Here is a 20,329-nt window from a genome sequence, read left to right as displayed (position 1 = left end):
TTGCCCGTCTACACTCGAATCATCCTCCCCAAGCCATGTCGAGACAGTGATGCCCAGACTGACGGCCGCGCTTTTGCTGTCATTGATGACCTGGACCGCAACAGCTGGCGCGTTGACGCTCACCGACGAGGAGCTCCGCTGGCTCAAGGACCACCCAGACCTGCGCCTGGGTGTCGATGCCTCATGGCCGCCGTTTGAGTTTCGTGACGACCAGGGCCGCTATCAGGGCCTGGCTGCCGACTACGTCGAGATCATTCGTGAACGGCTGGCCATCAAGCTCACCCCCATCGAGCCAGCCAGCTGGACCGCCGTGCTGGAGCAGGTCGTACAGGGAAAGATAGACCTTTTGCCGGGCATCATGTCCACGCCGGAACGCCAGAATTACCTGGCGTTTACCCGGCCTTACCTGGATTTCCCCATTGTCATCCTGGCCCATCGCGGTGGCGCCCAGCCGCACAACCTCAAGGAGCTGTACGGGCTGAAAATCGCCGTGGTGGAGAACTATGCCCCCCATGAATTGCTGCGCAACCACCATCCCGACCTGAACCTCGTGGCGCTGCCCAACGTCAGTTCAGCCCTGCAAGCCCTGGCAACCGACGAGGTGGACGCGGTAGTGGGAGATCTGGCCTCCAGTGTCTGGAGCCTGCGTCAACTCAAGCTCGAAGGCCTTTATGTCAGCGGGGAAACACCGTATCGCTATCAGTTGGCAATGGCCGTCCCTCGAGACAACAAGATATTGGTGGGCATCCTGGACAAGGTCATGGCGGACATGAGCCCGGCCGAAGTTGCCGAGATCCAGCAGAAATGGGTTGGCAATGTACATGACTACCGCCAGCTCTGGTCAGACTTGCTGCTTTACGGCCTGCCTGCGTTGCTGCTCCTGGTCGGCATACTGGCGGTGGTGATTCGCATCAACCGCCGACTGAGCTCGGAAATCGCCCGGCGGGTCGAGCTGGAACAGGAACTGCGCAGCAGCGAATACCATTACCGTGGGCTGGTAGAGAGCTTGTCAGCCATCGCCTGGGAGGCAAGGGTCAGCGACTTCACTTACAGCTACGTGTCACCCCACGCCGAAGACTTGCTGGGCTATCCCCTTTCCCATTGGCTGATACCGGGCTTCTGGCGCAACATCATTCATCCCGCCGACCTTATCCGTGCCCAGACCTACTGCGATCATGAAGTGCTGGCGGGTCGCGACCACTGCATCGATTATCGCGTGATCACCGCCGACGGCCGCTGCCTGTGGGTGCGCGATATTGTCAGCCTGATCGAACACGGGCACGAACCGGTTATGCGTGGGTTGATGATCGACATCAGCGAAGCCAAGCGCACCGAGGAAGCACTGCGCCTTTCGGAGCAGAAATTTGCCTCGGTGTTCCGTCAGTGCCCGGACATCCTGGTGATTGCACGGCTGTTGGACGGTTGTCTGCTGGAGGTCAACAAGGCCTTCGAAGAACAGGTCGGCCTGAGTGCCGCCGAGGTGGTGGGACGCAACGCAACCGAACTGAATATCTGGGGCATCCAAGGCGTGGGGCCGGCCCTGTTGCAGCGCTTGCAGGCCGGCAGCATTCGCAACCTGGAAATGCCCTTTCGCCGTAGCAACGGCCAGGTGTTCACCGGACTGATCTCTGCCGAGCCCTTCGATCTCGACACGACGCCAGCCCTGGTCGTGGTGGTGCGGGACATCAGCCAGCTCAAGGAAACCCAGCAGCAATTGCAGACATCCGAAGAGAAGTTTGCCAAGGCGTTCCACGCCTCGCCCGATGGCCTGTTGTTGTCCCGGCAAAGCGACGGCCTGCTGATCGAAGTCAACGAAGGCTTCAGCCGCATTACCGGTTTCAACAGTGCCCTGTCGGTGGACCGCTCTACCCTGGACCTGGGCATCTGGGTCAACCTCAACGAGCGAAAGCAGATGCTGGACCTGCTGAAGCGGGACGGCTTCGTCAGGGACTTCAGTTGCCATATCCGTCGCAACGACGGGCAGATCCGGCTCTGCGAAGTCTCCAGTCGCCCGCTACCCATCGGCAACGAAGACTGCATGCTGACCATCGCCCGGGACATCACCGAACGCCATCTCATGCAGGAGAAACTGCAACAGGCCGCCACCGTATTCGAAAGCACGGCCGAAGGCGTGCTGATCACCGATACGCAACAGCACATCAGCGCGGTGAACCGAGCCTTCACCGAAATCACCGGCTACAGCGAAACCGAAGCCTTGGGCCATACACCTCGGTTGTTGGCTTCCGGCCTGCACGACAGCGCGTTTTACGCCGCGATGTGGCACCAGTTGACGGCCGAAGGGCACTGGCAAGGAGAGATCTCCAACCGGCGCAAGAACGGCGAGCTGTACCCCAGTTGGCTGACCATCAGCGCGGTGCGCAATCGGGACCGACAGATCACCCATTTCGTCGCGGTCTTCGCCGATATCTCCAGCCTCAAACACGCCCAGGCCCGGCTCGACTACCAGGCCCACCACGACCCGCTGACGGGCCTGCCAAATCGCACGCTGTTCGAAAGCCGCTTGCTGGCGGCTCTCAATGGCCAGCAGGAAAACGGTGGCCAGGGCGCCGTGCTGTTCCTGGACCTGGACCGCTTCAAGCACATCAATGACAGTCTCGGGCACCCGGTCGGCGACCTGTTGCTCAAGGGCATTGCCGTACGCTTGCGCGAGCAGTTGCGCGACATCGACACCGTGGCGCGCCTGGGCGGCGACGAGTTCATTATCCTGCTGCCGGGCCTGCAACAGCCCAGCGACGCCGAGCACATCGCCCAAAAACTGTTGAACTGCTTTGGCGCGCCGTTCCAGGCCGGCGAGCACGAGTTCTTCATCAGTGCCAGCATCGGCACCAGTCTCTACCCGCAGGACGGCTGTGACGTCGCCACGCTGGTGAAGAATGCCGACGCGGCGATGTACCGCTCCAAGGCCAAGGGACGCAACCGGGTGGAAAGCTACACCCGTGACCTCACCGCCCAGGCCAGCGAGCGAGTGGCCTTGGAGCATGAACTACGGCGGGCGATCGAACGCAACGAGTTGTCATTGTCCTTCCAACCCAAAATCAGCCTCATCGACAACCAACTGGTGGGTGCCGAAGCATTGATCCGCTGGACGCACCCCACGTTCGGCGACGTGCCGCCGGAACACTTCATCCCTCTGGCGGAAGAAAACGGCATGATCCTGCAAATCGGCGACTGGGTGTTGGAGCGCGCCTGCCGGCAGTTGTGCGAATGGAATGACGCCTACGACAGCCTCGGCCCCCTTTCGGTCAATCTGGCCGGGGCCCAACTGCGCCAACCCAATCTACTGGGGCGCATCGAACAACTGCTGCGCGAGAACCAGCTCGAACCCGGCTTATTGCAACTGGAAATTACCGAAAACTTCATCATGAGCCAGGCCGAAGAGGCCCTGACGGTGCTGCACCAACTGAAAAAACTCGGCGTGCAATTGGCCATCGACGACTTCGGCACGGGCTATTCCTCTCTGAGTTACCTCAAGCGCCTGCCACTGGACATCCTCAAGATCGACCAATCCTTCGTCCGCGGCCTGCCCGACGACCCCCACGACGCGGCCATCGTGCGGGCAATCATCGCCCTGGGCCGCAGCATGCAATTCACCGTCATCGCCGAGGGCGTCGAAACCCTGGCCCAGCAGCAATTCCTGACCGAAGAAGGTTGCGAACAGATCCAGGGCTACATCGTCAGCCTGCCTCTGTGCGCCGATGAGTTTGCCGCAACGTTTCTTCGCATGACCGTTTCGGATTTTTCGGATAGCACAGCCGAGAAACCGTCGTTATAATCCGCGGCCTACTGAGGGCCTATAGCTCAGTTGGTTAGAGCAGAGGACTCATAATCCTTTGGTCCACGGTTCGAGTCCGTGTGGGCCCACCAATTCGAAAGCCGCGCATTGCGCGGCTTTGTCGTTTTTGAGACTGTGGACTTTGCGCACCAGGCGAAAGTTTTCATAAACGGCTCTGCAAACAGGTAGTCCCCGACGAGCCTCCCACTGTCGCCTTCAGGCGTTGCAACCCGCAGCACAAACACTGCGCATCCCAAGTCCCTTGAAGGCAGCGACCCGATTGAACATCGACACACGCATCAAATTCCGTCATCTGGTGTGTTTTCTCGAAGTGGCGCGCCAGGGAAGCCTGGCCCGTGCGGCAGACAAACTGGCAATCAGCCAACCGGCACTTTCCAAGACATTGAAGGAGTTGGAAACGTTGCTGGCCGCCGTGCTGTTCGAACGAAGCAAGAAGGGGACGACGCTGACGGAAGCCGGCGCAGCTTTTCTGCGATATGCGGGGCCGAGCGTGCAAGCGCTGCGCGAGGGGGTCAACAGCCTGCGCGCTGGTGTCCACGAGCCCGTTGCCATCAGCGTTGGCGTGCTGTCCACGGTTGAAAGCCTGTTGGTCCCTGAGGTTGTCTGTCGACTGCATGCTCGACATCCGGCCCTGGTTATCAGCGTGGTGACCGGCCCCAGTGCGCATTTGCTATCGCAACTGCGCGTCGGTGAACTGGACCTGGTGGTTGGCAGAATGACCGATAGCCCATTGATTCATGGGCTGGCGTTCGAACACCTCTACAGCGAGTCCATGACCCTGGTGGTGTGTAACAACCATCCTGTGCTCGCGAATCCACAGGGGCACAGGAATCTCGAAGACTATCCCTGGGTGCTTCCATTGGCGGGGACGACCATCCGTAAATTCGCCGACGCCCTGTTTGTTCAGCACGGCATTACCCCATCACGCCAACGCCTTGAAACCCTATCGGTCGCGTTGAGTCGACGCTACGTACAATGCAGCCAGGCCATCTGGGTTGCGCCTTTCGACGCGGTCCGGCAGGACTTGAAACAAGGCGCTTTGGTGGAGCTGGAATTAGGGGCACGGGAACCAGGCGGTTCCGTGGGGCTGTGCACCAATCCCGCGTTGCCGGTGACACCCCAGGCACAGTGGTGCATGGAGGTTCTTCGCGAAGTCGGGCAGGAATACCTCGAAGGAAAATATCCATAACCATTTGGATATGGATCAAGTCGGTTTTTTCAATTTTTGGTTGGGCCGCGCAAGAGGAAACTGGGCTACCAGTCGCTGCCAACGCAGCGCTTGCCTTTGCCAAACCATAACAATAGGAAAAATCGACATGTCTGATGCGCATGACAGCCGCTTCGTCATTCGTGACCGTAATTGGCACCCCAAAGCCCTGACACCTGACTACAAGACTTCGATCCTGCGATCACCGCGCCAGGCCCTGGTGAGTATTCCCCAGTCGCTGTCGGAAACCAGCGGGCCGGATTTTTCCCATCTGAAAATGGGCCAGCACGATAACGATCTGCTGCTCAATTTCAATCACGGCGGCTTGCCCATCGGCGAACGCATCATCGTCGCGGGCCGGGTCTGTGACCAATTCGGCAAACCGGTTCCCCATACCTTGGTGGAAATGTGGCAAGCCAATGCGGGTGGGCGTTACCGGCATAAGAAAGACAGTTATCTGGCGCCGCTTGATCCCAATTTCGGTGGGGTCGGCCGCGCGCTGACTGACCGTGACGGCAACTACAGTTTCCGCACGGTCAAACCGGGTCCCTACCCATGGCGCAACGGCCCCAATGACTGGCGGCCGGCACACATCCATGTCTCCATCAGTGGTCCGTCCATTTCCACGCGCTTGATAACTCAACTGTATTTCGAAGGCGATCCGCTCATTCCCATGTGTCCGATCGTCAAGACGATCGCGAATCAGGAGGCGGTGCAGAGCTTGATCGCCAAGCTTGATATGAGCATGGCCAATCCTATGGATTGCCTGGCTTACCGCTTTGATATTGTTCTGCGCGGACAGCGCAAGACCCACTTCGAAAACCGCTGAGGAGGCATGCGCATGTCCATTCAACTTCTACCTGAAACCCCTTCGCAAACTGCCGGCCCTTATGTGCATATCGGCTTGGCGCTGGAGGCGGCTGGTAATCCGCCGCGAGAACAGGAAATCTGGAATGAAATGGCCAAGCCTGGCGCGCCAGGTGAGCACATCGTACTGATGGGCCACGTTCATGACGGCAACGGCCATTTGATTCGTGACGCGTTTCTGGAGTTCTGGCAGGCGAATCCGCAAGGCGTCTACGACAGCGCATACGATCTGGAAAAGCCCTTCAACTGTTTTGGCCGTACTGCCACCGCCGAAGACGGAACGTGGATCATCAAGACCGTAAAACCCGGCACAGTGAAGAACGCCGCAGGTTTTCCCATGGCCCCGCATATCAACGTTTCCCTGTTTGCTCGCGGGATCAACATTCACTTGCAGACCCGCCTGTATTTCGACGATGAATCCGAGGCGAACGCCGTGGACCCCATCCTGGGTCTGATCGAGCAGTCGCCGCGTCGCGAATCCCTGATTGCCAAGCGCTCCACGCTGGATGGCAAGTTGGTTTACCGGTTCGACATTCATGTGCAGGGTGAATCAGAAACGGTGTTCTTCGATTTTTAATCGCCACTCGTACAGTGCCGAGGCGTGAGCACTCGAGTTGTCTAGATGCCGCCCGCCCCTAAAACCAGACCCATCAAGGTCTGGTTTTTTGTCGAATTCAGCTTTGAAGACTGACGTTTTTTTGATCGCCATAGCAACTCTGGCAACCAACCGCTCCCCGCCCTTGCCCCTGTACTCACCTGTAGTAATACTCTGTGAGGTTCACCCTCCCCACGCCTAAGCCCTTGCAGCTTCCTCACTGAGACGCCCATCATCGCCAGCCCCAGCCTCTCTCGACTGTTTCTTGAACTGTTCTGGCAACTCGGCATCCTGCTGGCGCCAGCCTTTTTCGTCACCTTGCTGCCGCCCCCATTGGCTTTGCTGGCGGTGGTATGCCTCGGGCTGCTGATGGGGCTTGCCGCCCGCCTGAGCTTTTTGGCGATGGGCCGAGGCATCGCCCGGCTGACGGTCGGCGCTGTGTTTGGCCTGGGTTTCAGCCTGGGCCGGGCGTTGCCTGAGTGGTGGGGCATCTTGGTAGCGATCGTCGGCATCATGGTCGGGCTCGCCTGCGTCAGTAGCTGGGAGAGGCGCCTTGGGTTGACACCCATTTCCAGCAAAGGGCCGAGTGCCTGGGGCGGAAACGAACCGCTGCTGACCCCTGAAGGCGAGCCGATCCGAGCGTTCAACCACGGCGAAATCGCCATGGGCGGCCCGACTTATTGCGACTATCTGTTCCCCGACGGCGTGCTCCTGCAAGGCCTGGGCTCTTCGGCCGTGTTCTCCAGCGACGGACGTTATTTCGCGGCACCGGTACCGTCCCGGCAGGCATGGGGATTGGTGGTGCTCGACCGTCAGCAACGCCAGTTGTACCGCTGCGCCGACAGCGAACTCTGGGAGTTGGACGCTTTTGACCTCGACCTGTTAAGCGGACGCCATAGCCCACTGGTGGATAACAGCGTTCGCGAAACCCGGCTCGATGAGCTGTTGCAAACGGCCAGCGTCACCCCCCTGGTGCCTGTCGGCGATCTGTGGCTGGAGTCCGATTGTCACCCTGAGCAAACCTTCGAACGACGCTCCGTTGATGGCCGGCAATGCCTACAGGGCAATATTTTTTTGCCCTCGACCTTTGGTGACCTGGCCCAGCCACTGGATCCCCTGCTTTCGCCACGCTATACCGTCAGCGTCAACGGACAAACCTCCAACCTGCTGATGGCGGCAGACGCACCGTTGGTGTGGAGCACCGATCAACGCGCCCTGGTGTGCCTGGCCCAGGCGCGTAATCCTCAAGCAGATGGCGACCAGTATTGGTTGTGGCAGCTCGACAAAGGCTGGCGCGCCTTGCCGTTGCCGTGGGTGAAAAGTGCGACTGAACCGTCCTTCTACTGGCATGAGTTGCTGAGCCTCGACGCGCACCATGTGCATATCGGCGCGTACCTCGACTATCCGCGACCGGGTTCCGGCCGGTATGGCTACCGTCTGGACAGCATTCATAGCGACACCGAAACCCAGGCCGGTCACGACGCCCAGGGTCGGGTAAACGTCGCTGAATTCACACTGACCCGCACGGCCATTGTGATGCCGTTGGACAGCCGAGGCCTGCGCGGTGACTCGTACATCGAGACGCAACCGATGCTGGGTGGCGCATGCGCTCAGCTCATCTGGCTTTGCGACAATCGCGAGGGGCTTGGCGGTTATCGCAGCCAGATTGGTGATTGGCACTTGCCAGGCAGTTGGCTGCTGGATCATCGCATCTCTGACTGCGGGCGTTACCTGGCGCTGCTGCCCTTTGCAGACTCAACGACAGTGGCCACCCATGCGGTCATTGCAGATGTGAGGGATCGACGCCTGCTGGAAGGGCCCGCCATGTGGGTGGAACGAATACTCGATTTTCGTGACGGTCGGTTGAGTCTGGCAGTGGTGGCCGGTCGTCTTGATCACGACCTGGACAGCAGCGCGCTGCAACGCTTCAACATCCCTGCGCCGCCGATCGGCAGCGACCCTTCGTTCTTTCATCCCAACGAGCAATCCCGGCTGTTCTACAACACTGTGGACCTGCAGGTGACCGACTCACAACTGCACCGCGTTGCTCCCTGGCGCCTGGTGGATTGTCCACAAGTGGCCAACGCCGACGGTGACTTCATCCAGCCCGCCCCCGACCATCAGGACGCCGCCTGGCTGTTCGGCAGCGAAACGGAATATGCCGACAGTTGGGTGCGTGCGCAGACGCCCCGGCTCGGAGGCCATTTGCTGACAGCCTCAGGCTGCGCGTTGGTCGACCTGGCACCGTCGATGATCTGGTCGACGGATAGCCGTTACCTGGCCCTGACCTGTATGGCAACCGATGTGACAGAACAGTGTGGAAGTTATCGAGGCTGGCAATTACTGCTCCTGGATGTCCAGGAACACACGTTGCGGGTGCATCCGCAGTGGCTGGGCAACCGGCCGCTGTTTGAAAGCTTCGACGCCGGGCAGCTGCATGTACGGTGTTTCGAGCGCGATTGGGAAGCGCAAGATGATGACGACCCAGGCTCAGTGCAGTCGTTCTCACTGCATCTCCTGTTGCAGTTGCCCACCGAACAGCTGGTTTGCCAGGACGGTTTCTGGTTCAGGACTTCACAGATACACCTGGCCTCCGCCTGGCGCGCACTGGCTTTGCCTGCCATTGGCTATTTCGCACGTGAGAGCCTGTAACATGCTCGCCATCGAATGCCTGCGCCGGAGCCCACTTTGACTGACACCCGCCCTCCCGTCCTCGACGAAATCGACCGGCAGCTGATCGCGGCGCTGCAAATCAACGCCCGGGAAAGCGTCGCCATGCTCGCCCGGCAACTGGGTATCGCCCGCACGACCGTGACCTCGCGGCTGGCACGCCTGGAAAAGACCAAGGTGATTACCGGGTATGGCGTGCGCCTGGGGCAACGAGTGATTGACGGCGGCTTGCAGGCTTACGTCGGCATCAAGGTCCAGCCGCGTTCCGGCAAGGACGTGTTGCGGCGCTTGAGCGCCATGGCCCAGGTACAGCAGCTGTGCGCGGTCAGCGGTGAGTTCGACTATGTCGCCTGGTTGCGCACGGACTCGCCGGAACAGCTGGACCAGTTGCTGGACCAGATCGGCAGCGTGGAAGGCGTGGAGAAGACCACCACCTCGATCATCCTCAGCAGCAAGATCGATCGAGGCCAGCCAGTCTAAGCCCTGCGTCACTTAACCTGTGGGACCGGTTTCGTCATTATGATTTACGAATAGGTCAAAATGACTGACTCATGCTCAAAACGACGACATATTGTGTCTTATTAACGTGTTCCACCCTCCCTAGAATGGCTGGCATCTTTCCTATACTCAGACGCGAACACCGCGTCGAGTCGCCCATCAAGGTCAGCCATGAACAAGAACAATCGCCACCCAGCAGACGGTAAGAAGCCCATCACCATTTTCGGGCCGGACTTTCCTTTCGCCTTTGACGACTGGATCGAGCATCCGGCTGGCCTGGGCAGCATTCCCGCCCACAACCACGGTACCGAAGTGGCGATCGTCGGGGCCGGGATCGCCGGTCTGGTGGCGGCGTACGAGCTGATGAAGCTGGGTCTCAAGCCCGTGGTCTACGAGGCGTCGAAGATGGGTGGGCGCCTGCGCTCACAAGCATTCAATGGCGCCGAGGGGGTGATCGCCGAGCTGGGCGGCATGCGTTTTCCGGTGTCCTCCACCGCGTTCTACCATTACGTCGACAAGCTGGGTCTGGAGACCAAACCGTTCCCCAACCCGCTGACCCCGGCGTCCGGCAGCACTGTCATCGACCTGGAAGGCCAGACCTACTACGCGCAGAAACTGGCGGACCTTCCCGCACTGTTCCAGGAAGTTGCCGACGCCTGGGCCGATGCGCTGGAGGATGGCTCGCGCTTCGGCGACATCCAGCAGGCGATCCGCGACCGCGACGTGCCACGCCTCAAGGAGCTGTGGAACACCTTGGTGCCACTGTGGGACGACCGCACCTTCTACGACTTCGTCGCCACCTCCAAGGCCTTTGCCAAGCTCTCTTTCCAGCACCGCGAAGTGTTCGGCCAGGTCGGTTTCGGCACCGGCGGCTGGGATTCGGACTTCCCCAATTCGATGCTGGAAATCTTCCGTGTCGTGATGACCAACTGCGACGACCACCAGCATTTGGTGGTCGGCGGCGTCGAGCAGGTGCCCCACGGCATCTGGAACCACGTGCCGGAACGCTGCGTGCACTGGCCGCAAGGGACCAGCCTGAATTCGTTGCACCTGGGCGCCCCACGCAGCGGCGTGAAGCGCATCGCCCGTGCGGCTGATGGCCGATTCAGCGTGACCGACGTCTGGGACAACACCCGCGAGTACGCCGCGGTGCTGGTCACCTGCCAGAGCTGGCTGCTGACCACCCAGATCGAATGTGAAGAAGCGCTGTTCTCGCAAAAAATGTGGATGGCCCTGGACCGCACCCGCTACATGCAATCGTCGAAGACCTTCGTGATGGTCGACCGGCCATTCTGGAAGGACAAGGACCCGGAGACCGGCCGCGACCTGATGAGCATGACCCTGACCGACCGTCTTACCCGTGGCACCTATCTGTTCGACAACGGGGACGACAAGCCAGGGGTGATTTGCCTCTCGTATTCCTGGATGAGCGACGCGCTGAAAATGCTGCCGCACCCGGTGGAAAAACGCGTGAAGCTGGCCCTCGATGCCCTGAAGAAAATCTATCCCAAGGTGGACATCGCCGCCCGGATCATCGGCGATCCGATCACCGTGTCCTGGGAAGCCGACCCGCATTTCCTCGGCGCATTCAAGGGCGCCCTGCCCGGCCACTATCGTTACAACCAGCGCATGTATGCGCATTTCATGCAGGACGACATGCCGGCCGAACAACGCGGGATCTTTATCGCTGGTGATGACGTCTCATGGACACCGGCCTGGGTCGAAGGCGCGGTACAGACCTCACTCAATGCCGTGTGGGGGATCATGAAACACTTCGGCGGTGAAACTCACGCCGAGAACCCGGGTCCAGGTGATGTGTTCCACGAGATCGGTCCGATCGCCCTGCCCGAATAAAAGGAGTTTTCGATGCGTGTAGCCCTCTACCAATGCCCACCGCTGCCACTGGATCCGGCCGGCAACCTGCAACGCCTGCACCAGGTGGCGCTGGAAGCCAGGGGCGCCGATGTGCTGGTGCTGCCGGAGATGTTCATGACCGGCTACAACATCGGCGTCGACGCGGTGAATGTATTGGCCGAGGTCTACAACGGCGAATGGGCGCAACAGATCGCCCGCATTGCCAAGGCCGCCGGCCTGGCGATTGTCTACGGCTACCCTGAACGCGGCGAAGACGGGCAGATCTACAACGCCGTGCAGCTGATCGACGCCCAGGGCGAGCGCCTGGCCAACTACCGCAAGAGCCACCTGTTCGGTGACCTCGATCACGCCATGTTCAGCGCCGGCGACGCCGCATTGCCCATCGTGGAGCTCAACGGCTGGAAGCTCGGCCTCCTGATCTGCTACGACCTGGAATTTCCGGAAAATGCCCGCCGCTTGGCCCTGGCCGGTACCGAGCTGATCCTGGTGCCGACCGCCAACATGCAACCCTACGAGTTCATCGCCGACGTCACCGTGCGAGCCCGGGCCATCGAGAACCAGTGTTTCGTGGCGTACGCCAACTACTGCGGCCACGAAGGTGAATTGCAGTACTGCGGCCAAAGCAGCATCGCCGCACCGAATGGCAGCCGCCCGGCCCTTGCGGGGCTGGATGAGGCCTTGATCGTCGGAGAACTGGATAGACAACTGATGGAAGACTCCCGCGCGGCCTACAACTACCTGCACGATCGCCGCCCAGAGCTTTACGACGATCTGCACAAACACTGATTGAGGATTGAGAACGCGGCCTAATCCGCTAGCATGAGCGCATCTTTGTTCTGGAAGCGCTCATGCCGGCCCCCGACTCCCTCCGCCCCCACACTGAAACCCTGGCCAACGGCTTGCAGGTGACATTGCGTCACGTCCCAGGCCTCAAGCGCAGCGCTGCAGTACTGCGAGTCGCGGCTGGCAGCCATGACGCGCCCCTGGCCTGGCCGGGATTGGCGCACTTGCTCGAACATCTGTTCTTTCTCGGCACCGAGCGTTTTCCCGCTGGGGAGAACCTGATGGCCTACGTGCAGCGGCACGGCGGCCAGGTCAACGCGCGTACCAGCGAACGCACCACGGATTTTTTCTTCGAATTGCCACCCGCAACCTTCGCCGACGGACTGGAACGACTGGGGGACATGCTCGCTCACCCACGCCTGGATGAGGCCGATCAGTTGCGCGAACGGGAAGTGCTGCACGCCGAGTTCATCGCCTGGTCCCAGGATGCTGCAGCCCAGCGACAGCTTGCCTTGCATGACGGCCTGTCGGCGCCCCATCCGCTGCGGGGTTTTCACGCCGGCAATCGCGATAGCCTGGCGGTGACGCGAGCCGAATTCCAAAGCGCATTGCACGACTTCTATCGCCGCTTTTACCAGAGCGGCCAGATGATCCTGAGCCTGGCCGGCCCGCAAAGCATCGACGCCTTGAAAACGCTGGCTGATCAGTTCGACAACCACATACCTGCCGGCGAAGCGCTTGCCAGGCCGGCACCGCCAAAACTGATGGCATCGTCCCAGACGAGTTATCAACAGGCCCGCGAGGGTTGCCTTGATCTGCTGTTCGCCTTCGAAGACTTGCCTGCCGCCTCGCCTCAAGCCCTGGATTTTCTGTGTACGTGGCTGAACTCCAGCAAACCGGGCGGCTTGCTCGCCACGTTGCGTCAGCGCGGCCTGGCTGACAGCCTCAAGGCCACCGCGCTGTATGAGTTTGCCGGGCAGGCGCTGCTGCACATCGGATTCAAGCACGCCAACGCTCAGACAGCGGCGCAGATCCAGCCGTTGCTGCACGACTGGCTGGGGTTCTTTGCCGCCCAGGACGACTGGGCGCCGTTGCGCCAGGAGTTCACCGCACTGTTGCTGCGCCGGAAGGAGACAGGATCGGCCTTGCAGTTGGCCCGCTGGGATTGTGAAGGACGTGACAGGCCGCTGTTGGCAAACGATCTCCTGAGGCTCAGGGAAATCCTCACGCAACTGCACCCTGCCGATAACGTAGCGGGGCAATGGCAACTGCCCGCGCCCAATCCGTTCCTGCAAACATCAAGCGAAGCGCCCCGCGCCGGGCTGATACGCGGCCAGACCAGCGCCCATCGCGGCTTGCGAACCTTCGCCCAGGATCGCTCCCGGGGTCGCCGGGAACGCTCGCCCATGCAGTTCAGCCAGGCGCTGCCAGACAACGGTCGTGAAGGCGCGGTGTACCTGCGTTGGCAACTGACAACCCAGGCACCGCTCGACTTTCAATCCAGGCTCGACCGACACCTGCAGGATGTGCGAGAGGATGCTCGCCTGGCCGGCGTGGACGTCAGCTTCGAGCCCTCCGGTCATCAATGGCTACTGAAACTGGTTGGCTTACAGGCGCCGATACCGTTGGTGCTCGAACACGTTCTGACGAAGCTTGCGCAACCGCTGCCAATGGCCCTGGCCAGCCACGAAACCCCGCCGATGCCGATTCGGCATCTGTTGAAGGAGCTGCCAGATCACTGCCGTCACAACCGGCAAGCGTCGGCGTTACCAGTGCCCGACAGCGACCAAAGTGTGTGGATCACGGCACGATGGGACGGGTTGTCCATCGGCCTGTCGGCGGCCACCCAAGGGGCGTTGGGCCCAGCGTTGGCCCGGGTGCCGGGCACCGCCAGCGATGAAGCCGACCTGGCGCCGGCGCCTCGCGGGCAACGCCTCTGGCATGAGCTCCAGACTCACGGCGAAGAACCGGCCGTGCTGTTGTTTTGCCCGACAGCCACCCCGACGCTGGCCGACGAAGCCACCTGGCGGCTGCTAGCACAGCTGTGTCAGACGCCGTTCTACCAGCGCCTGCGCGTGGAGTTGCAGTTGGGTTATGCGGTGTTCAGTGGGTTGAAGCAGATCGACGGGCAAACCGGGGTGTTGTTCGGCGTCCAATCACCCAGCCTGTCTGCGACGCAACTGAGCGTCCACATCGAACAGTTCCTGCTCGGGTTACCAGCATTGCTCCAGCAGCTCGATGATGTCTCCCTGACCGGCCAGCAGCAGGCGCTTGCCGCCCAACTCCAGAGCACCGCCCTGCCCTGCGCCCAGGCCGCCGAACTGCTCTGGCAGGGCAAGCTGGCCGGCCGCCCGTCGGATTATCTTGAGCAACTGTCCGCTGCCATCGTGTGCCTGGATCGCACCCAGCTACAAATGGCCGCCCAACGCCTGATCGAGGCTGAAGGGGGATGGTATTGCCTGAGCAACGGAGCCTGCCCGGGAGAGCGCTGGCAAGCGGCGCAATGATCATTGCAGGGGCCGTAATGAGCTTTCTTCGAGAATCGCGGCGAACGAAGATGTCAGATTTAGTAACATAGGCGCCTAAGCATCTGAACATCTCCGAACGGAGGTGGACTATATGTATAGGTCTCAACCGTTCTATCTAACGAAAGCATCCCAACCAAAGGAGTATTCCCATGTCTTGGTCCAAACCCGCATATATCGACCTGCGTATCGGTTTCGAAGTCACCATGTACTTCGCCAGCCGTTGAATGCTGCAGGCGGTTAAGCACGCAGCACTACGCCTCGGCCAGCCGAGGCGTTTTTATTTCGGTTTGCAGATGGAGCAGCCATGTTCGTCCAGATTCTAGGTTCTGCCGCCGGTGGCGGTTTCCCCCAGTGGAACTGCAACTGCGCCAATTGCGCAGGTTTTCGCGACGGCAGCCTGCGGGCCCAGGCACGCACCCAATCGTCCATCGCCCTGTCCGATGACGGTGTGAACTGGGTGCTGTGCAACGCCTCCCCGGACATTCGCGCCCAGCTCCAGGCGTTCGCCCCGATGCAACCGGGCCGGGCCCTGCGCGACACGGGCATTGGCGCGATCATCCTGATGGACAGCCAGATCGACCACACCACCGGCCTGCTCAGCCTGCGTGAAGGTTGCCCACATCAAGTCTGGTGCACCGACATGGTCCATGAAGACCTGAGCACGGGCTTTCCGCTGTTCAACATGCTGACCCACTGGAACGGCGGGTTGAGCTGGAATCGCATCGAACTCGACCAGAGCTTCACCATCGCCGCCTGCCCGAACCTGCGCTTCACCCCGCTGCCCCTGCGCAGCGCCGCACCGCCCTATTCACCGCATCGCTTCGACCCGCATCCGGGCGACAACATTGGGTTGATCGTCGAAGACCTGCGCACAGGTGGCAAGCTGTTCTATGCCCCGGGCCTGGGCAAGGTCGACGAGTCGTTGTTGGAGATCATGGCCGGCAGCGATTGCCTGCTGGTGGACGGTACGATGTGGGACGACGATGAAATGCAGCGCCGTGGCGTCGGCACCCGCACTGGCAGGGAAATGGGCCACCTGGCCCAGAATGGCCCCGGCGGTATGCTGGAAGTACTGGAACAAGTACCTGGGCCGCGCAAGGTCCTTATCCATATCAACAACACCAACCCGATCCTGGACGAAGACTCGCCCGAGCGGGCTGAACTTGTACGTCGAAAGATTGAAGTGTCTTACGACGGAATGAGTATTGAGTTGTAAGAAGGGCGGAACGATTGTGGGAGCGAGCTTGCTCCGGGCGGCGATCCGACGATGGGGCCAGCCCTGACGCCACAGAACCCACGGGCATTTCCCGGAGAACCAAAATGACTGACATCCCCCTGTCCCCCGCCGAGTTCGAAGCCGCCCTGCGTGCCAAGGGCGCGTATTATCACATCCATCACCCGTATCACGTGGCGATGTATGAAGGCCGCGCGACTCGCGAGCAGATCCAGGGCTGGGTCGCGAACCGTTTTTACTACCAGGTGAATATCCCGCTCAAGGATGCCGCGATCCTGGCCAACTGCCCGGACCGGGAAATCCGCCGCGAGTGGATCCAGCGCCTGCTCGACCACGACGGCGCTCCCGGCGAAGACGGCGGCATCGAAGCCTGGTTGCGGCTGGGCCAGGCGGTGGGCCTGGACCCCGATCAACTGCGCTCCCAGGAGCTGGTGCTGCCCGGGGTGCGTTTTGCGGTGGATGCCTACGTCAACTTCGCCCGCCGGGCCTGCTGGCAAGAAGCCGCCAGCAGCTCGTTGACCGAACTGTTCGCCCCGCAGATCCACCAGTCGCGCCTGGACAGTTGGCCCCAGCATTACCCATGGATAGACCCGACCGGCTATGAATACTTCCGCACCCGCCTGGGCCAGGCCCGGCGTGATGTGGAACATGGCCTGGCGATCACCTTGCAGCACTACACCACTCGCGCAGGTCAGGAGCGCATGTTGGAGATTCTCCAGTTCAAACTGGACATCCTCTGGAGCATGCTCGACGCCATGAGCATGGCCTACGAATTGAACCGCCCGCCCTACCACAGCGTTACCGGGCAACGGGTGTGGCACAAAGGGATCACCTTATGAGTTTCGATCGCAGCAAAACCCCGCGCTGGCGCCCCGGCTATCGCTTCCAGTACGAACCGGCCCAGAAAGGCCACGTGCTGCTCTATCCTGAAGGCATGATCAAGCTGAACGACAGCGCTTCGCTGATCGGTGGCCTGATCGACGGTGAACGGGATGTCGCGGCCATCATCGGCGCGTTGGCGAAGCAGTTTCCCGACGTGCCGGAACTCGGTGACGACATCGAGCAATTCATGGAGGTCGCCCTTGCACAGCATTGGATCGAACTTGCCTGACACCACCGGTCTGCCGCCCAAGCCTGAAGTCGGCCTGCCGCTGTGGTTGCTGGCGGAGCTGACCTATCGCTGCCCGCTGCAATGCCCCTATTGCTCCAACCCGCTGGACTTCGCCGAGCAAGGCCAGGAGCTGAGCACCGAGCAGTGGTTCAAGGTCTTTCGCGAAGCCCGCGAGATGGGCGCCGCGCAGCTGGGTTTTTCCGGCGGCGAGCCGTTGGTGCGCCAAGACCTGGCCGAGTTGATCGGCGAGGCACGCCGGCTGGGTTTCTATACCAACCTGATCACCTCCGGCATCGGCTTGACCGAGCAGAAAATCAGCGACTTCAAGAAGGCCGGCCTGGACCATATCCAGATCAGTTTCCAAGCCAGCGACGAGCAGGTGAACAACCTCCTGGCAGGCTCGAAGAAAGCCTTCGCGCAAAAACTGGAAATGGCCCGGGCGGTAAAGGCCCACGGTTATCCGATGGTGCTGAACTTCGTGACCCATCGGCACAACATCGACAAGATCGATCGCATCATCGAGCTGTGCATCGCCCTGGAAGCCGACTTCGTCGAGCTCGCCACATGCCAGTTCTACGGCTGGGCGCAGCTCAACCGCGTTGGCCTGCTGCCCACCCGGGAACAACTGGTACGCGCCGAGCGTGTCACCAACGAATACCGCGCCAAGCTGGAAGCGCAAGGCAACCCGTGCAAGCTGATCTTCGTCACGCCGGACTACTACGAAGAACGCCCCAAGGGCTGCATGAATGGCTGGGGCAGCATTTTCCTCACCGTCACGCCGGACGGCACGGCATTGCCCTGTCACGGTGCCCGCCAGCTGCCGGTGCAATTTCCCAACGTGCGCGACCACAGCATGCAGCACATCTGGTACGACTCGTTCGGCTTCAACCGCTTCCGCGGTTATGACTGGATGCGCGAACCGTGCCGCTCCTGCGATGAAAAAGAAAAGGACTTCGGCGGCTGCCGCTGCCAGGCGTTCATGCTCACAGGCGACGCCAGCAACGCCGACCCGGTGTGCAGCAAGTCCGAACATCACGGTGTGATTCTCAAGGCGCGGGAAGACGCCGAGCACGCTACGCAAACCATTGAACAATTGGCCTTTCGCAATGAACGAAACTCGCGCCTCATCGCCAAAGGCTGAGCCTTTCAGCGCCGCCCAGGCCGTCGCCGCCGGCACCGACTTCGCCGAACTGCAGCTCGGGCCGTTGGGCCTGTTCTGGAATGAATACCGCCCCGCAGACGGCGCCTGCCGGATCTGGCATTGGCAAGACGCCATGCCCCGCTGCCTGACACCGGACGGGTTCAGCGCGCGCAGCCGGGTCTATGAATACGGCGGTGGATCATTCTGCCTGAGCCACGACGGTGTGCTGTTCGTCAATGAGGCCGACCAGCAGCTGTACCACCAATCCCTGAACGACGAACACCCCGTGGCGCTGACCTCGGGTGACTGCCGTTATGGAGATCTAGGCTTCGCCGACGGCCAGGTATTGGTGGTGGAAGAACAGGCCAACCAGCATCGGCTGGTGTCGATCGGCTTGGCGGATCATCAGCGGCATCTGCTGGCCGAAGGTGCAGATTTCTATGCTTCGCCGACCCTGAGCCCGGACGGTCAGCGGCTCGCCTGGATCGAGTGGAGCCGTCCGCATCAACCCTGGACCGCAACGCGGTTGATGCTGGCCGAGCGCAACGCTACGGGTTGGGGGGCGCCGCGCTGTGTCGCGGGCAACGGTGAAGAAGAGTCCATCCAGCAACCGCGCTTCGATGCGACCAGTCGTCTTTATTGCCTGACTGATCGCGGGGGTTATTGGCAGCCTTGGGTGGAGTCGGCCCAGGGCCTGGAACAGCTGCCTGCCGCCCAAGCCGATCACGCCCCAGCGCCGTGGCAACTGGCTGGCTGCACCTGGCTGCCGCTGGGCGAACACACGTACCTGGCCAGTTGGACCGAAGCAGGTTTCGGGCGCCTGGGTCTATGCCACGGTGACGATGTCGATGAAGACTTCACCGGCCCCTACACCCGCTTTCGCAGCCTGGCGCTGGATGAACGGTTCATCTACGCCGTTGCAGCCTCGCCGACCCGGCCATCGGCGGTCATTGCCATTGAGCGGCATAGCCACGAAGTGGCCGTGCTGGCCGGCGGCGTCACGCCCTTGCCTATCGAGCAGATCAGCCGTCCTCGAACCCTGCGCTATCCATCCGCGTCAGGCGAGGCCCACGGGTTCTTCTACCCGGCCATGAACGCACCCGCAAAGCCACCATTGGTGGTGTTCATTCACGGCGGCCCCACCTCGGCCTGTTATCCCCTGTTCGACCCGCGTATCCAGTATTGGACCCAGCGTGGCTTTGCCGTCGCCGATCTCAACTACCGCGGCAGCAGCGGCTATGGCCGGGCCTATCGGCAGGCGTTGCATTTGAATTGGGGCGTGGTGGATGTCGAGGACGCCTGCGCGGTGGTCGCGTATCTGGACGAACAAGGCCTGGTCGATGGCCGACGTGCGTTCATTCGAGGCGGCAGTGCCGGTGGCTACACGACGCTCTGCGCCCTGGCATTCCATGATGTATTCCGCGCCGGCGCCAGCCTCTATGGCGTGAGCGATCCTGTCGCCCTGGCCCGTGCTACGCACAAGTTCGAAGGTGATTACCTGGACTGGCTGATCGGCGATCCGCAACAAGACGTCGAACGTTACCGCGCCCGTACCCCGCTGCTGCACGCCGGGAACATTCGCGTGCCGGTGATCTTTTTCCAGGGTGAACTGGACGCCGTGGTCGTGCCGCAGCAAACCCGCGACATGGTCAACGCTTTACAGGCCAACGGCGTGGCGGTCGAGGCGCACTACTATCCCGATGAACGCCACGGTTTTCGCAAGGCCGCGAACCAGGCCCATGCGCTGGAGCATGAGTGGTTGTTCTATCGCAAGGTGATGGATAGCGACCTGTAGGACGCAAAAAACTGTGGGAGCGAGCTTGCTCTCGATAGCGGTGTGTCAGTCGATGAAAATGTTGACTGGGCCATGGCTATCGCTAGCAAGCTCGCTTGTATGTTTAGACTTGAAGGGGTGGGCGGGACTAAAAGCTCGATTCCGACTCTAGCCAGTACGGACCGTGGGAGACTTCTCGTCCCGCCCTTTCTACCCAAAGCGCCAATAAGGA

General features: G+C 61.2%; 15 protein-coding genes and 1 tRNA gene. All 16 read left to right on the top strand.

Features of this window, described 5'->3' with window-relative positions:
• The first annotated feature begins 49 nt into the window (after positions 1 to 49).
• The 16 genes from F7R20_RS29835 (at position 50) to F7R20_RS29760 (ending at position 20,118) form a co-directional block, all read left to right on the top strand.
• On the top strand, positions 50 to 3,793 hold the full coding sequence (locus F7R20_RS29835) for a bifunctional diguanylate cyclase/phosphodiesterase (RefSeq protein WP_003206201.1): 3,744 nt from the start codon (positions 50 to 52) through the stop codon (positions 3,791 to 3,793).
• Between the two features lie 15 nt (positions 3,794 to 3,808).
• Positions 3,809 to 3,885, top strand: a tRNA-Ile gene (locus F7R20_RS29830).
• 188 nt (positions 3,886 to 4,073) lie between these two features.
• Positions 4,074 to 5,003, top strand: a complete 930-nt coding sequence (gene pcaQ, locus F7R20_RS29825) for a pca operon transcription factor PcaQ (protein ID WP_003206203.1) — start codon at positions 4,074 to 4,076, stop codon at positions 5,001 to 5,003.
• Positions 5,004 to 5,130: 127 nt separating this feature from the next.
• The gene (gene pcaH, locus F7R20_RS29820) at positions 5,131 to 5,850 is read left to right on the top strand and encodes a protocatechuate 3,4-dioxygenase subunit beta (protein WP_003206205.1); all 720 of its coding nucleotides are present in this window, start codon (positions 5,131 to 5,133) and stop codon (positions 5,848 to 5,850) included.
• A 12-nt stretch (positions 5,851 to 5,862) separates the two neighbouring features.
• Entirely contained in the window at positions 5,863 to 6,465 is a 603-nt protein-coding gene (pcaG, locus tag F7R20_RS29815) for a protocatechuate 3,4-dioxygenase subunit alpha (protein ID WP_003206206.1), read from the top strand.
• Between the two features lie 387 nt (positions 6,466 to 6,852).
• Positions 6,853 to 9,135: a hypothetical protein gene (locus F7R20_RS29810; protein ID WP_232002281.1), complete on the top strand. Its 2,283-nt coding sequence runs from the start codon at positions 6,853 to 6,855 to the stop codon at positions 9,133 to 9,135.
• 36 nt (positions 9,136 to 9,171) lie between these two features.
• Positions 9,172 to 9,633, top strand: a complete 462-nt coding sequence (locus F7R20_RS29805; RefSeq protein ID WP_003206209.1) for an Lrp/AsnC family transcriptional regulator — start codon at positions 9,172 to 9,174, stop codon at positions 9,631 to 9,633.
• A 189-nt stretch (positions 9,634 to 9,822) separates the two neighbouring features.
• Positions 9,823 to 11,505 (top strand): flavin monoamine oxidase family protein, encoded by a 1,683-nt coding sequence (locus F7R20_RS29800; RefSeq protein WP_003206211.1) that lies wholly within the window; start codon positions 9,823 to 9,825, stop codon positions 11,503 to 11,505.
• A 12-nt stretch (positions 11,506 to 11,517) separates the two neighbouring features.
• Entirely contained in the window at positions 11,518 to 12,312 is a 795-nt protein-coding gene (locus tag F7R20_RS29795; protein WP_003206212.1) for a carbon-nitrogen hydrolase family protein, read from the top strand.
• Positions 12,313 to 12,374: 62 nt separating this feature from the next.
• On the top strand, positions 12,375 to 14,816 hold the full coding sequence (gene pqqF, locus F7R20_RS29790; protein ID WP_003206213.1) for a pyrroloquinoline quinone biosynthesis protein PqqF: 2,442 nt from the start codon (positions 12,375 to 12,377) through the stop codon (positions 14,814 to 14,816).
• Between the two features lie 170 nt (positions 14,817 to 14,986).
• Entirely contained in the window at positions 14,987 to 15,061 is a 75-nt protein-coding gene (gene pqqA / locus F7R20_RS29785) for a pyrroloquinoline quinone precursor peptide PqqA (RefSeq protein ID WP_003177660.1), read from the top strand.
• Between the two features lie 80 nt (positions 15,062 to 15,141).
• A complete protein-coding gene (pqqB, locus tag F7R20_RS29780) occupies positions 15,142 to 16,053 on the top strand; it encodes a pyrroloquinoline quinone biosynthesis protein PqqB (RefSeq protein ID WP_003206215.1) in 912 nt (303 codons plus the stop codon).
• A gap of 104 nt (positions 16,054 to 16,157) precedes the next feature.
• Complete coding sequence (pqqC, locus tag F7R20_RS29775; RefSeq protein WP_003206216.1) at positions 16,158 to 16,910, top strand: pyrroloquinoline-quinone synthase PqqC; 753 nt, start codon at positions 16,158 to 16,160, stop codon at positions 16,908 to 16,910.
• On the top strand, positions 16,907 to 17,182 hold the full coding sequence (gene pqqD / locus F7R20_RS29770; protein ID WP_003206218.1) for a pyrroloquinoline quinone biosynthesis peptide chaperone PqqD: 276 nt from the start codon (positions 16,907 to 16,909) through the stop codon (positions 17,180 to 17,182). The genes pqqC and pqqD overlap by 4 nt, the downstream gene beginning before the upstream one ends.
• Positions 17,154 to 18,323 (top strand): pyrroloquinoline quinone biosynthesis protein PqqE, encoded by a 1,170-nt coding sequence (gene pqqE / locus F7R20_RS29765; protein WP_003206220.1) that lies wholly within the window; start codon positions 17,154 to 17,156, stop codon positions 18,321 to 18,323. Before pqqD ends, pqqE begins: the two co-directional genes overlap by 29 nt.
• The gene (locus F7R20_RS29760) at positions 18,289 to 20,118 is read left to right on the top strand and encodes a S9 family peptidase (RefSeq protein WP_003206222.1); all 1,830 of its coding nucleotides are present in this window, start codon (positions 18,289 to 18,291) and stop codon (positions 20,116 to 20,118) included. Before pqqE ends, F7R20_RS29760 begins: the two co-directional genes overlap by 35 nt.
• The last annotated feature ends 211 nt before the right edge of the window (positions 20,119 to 20,329 follow it).

The organism is Pseudomonas brassicacearum subsp. brassicacearum (assembly GCF_008801605.1).
Lineage (GTDB): Bacteria > Pseudomonadota > Gammaproteobacteria > Pseudomonadales > Pseudomonadaceae > Aquipseudomonas > Aquipseudomonas brassicacearum.
Note: the sequence above shows the minus strand (reverse complement) of the source record. Positions and strands in the feature narration are given on the sequence as shown.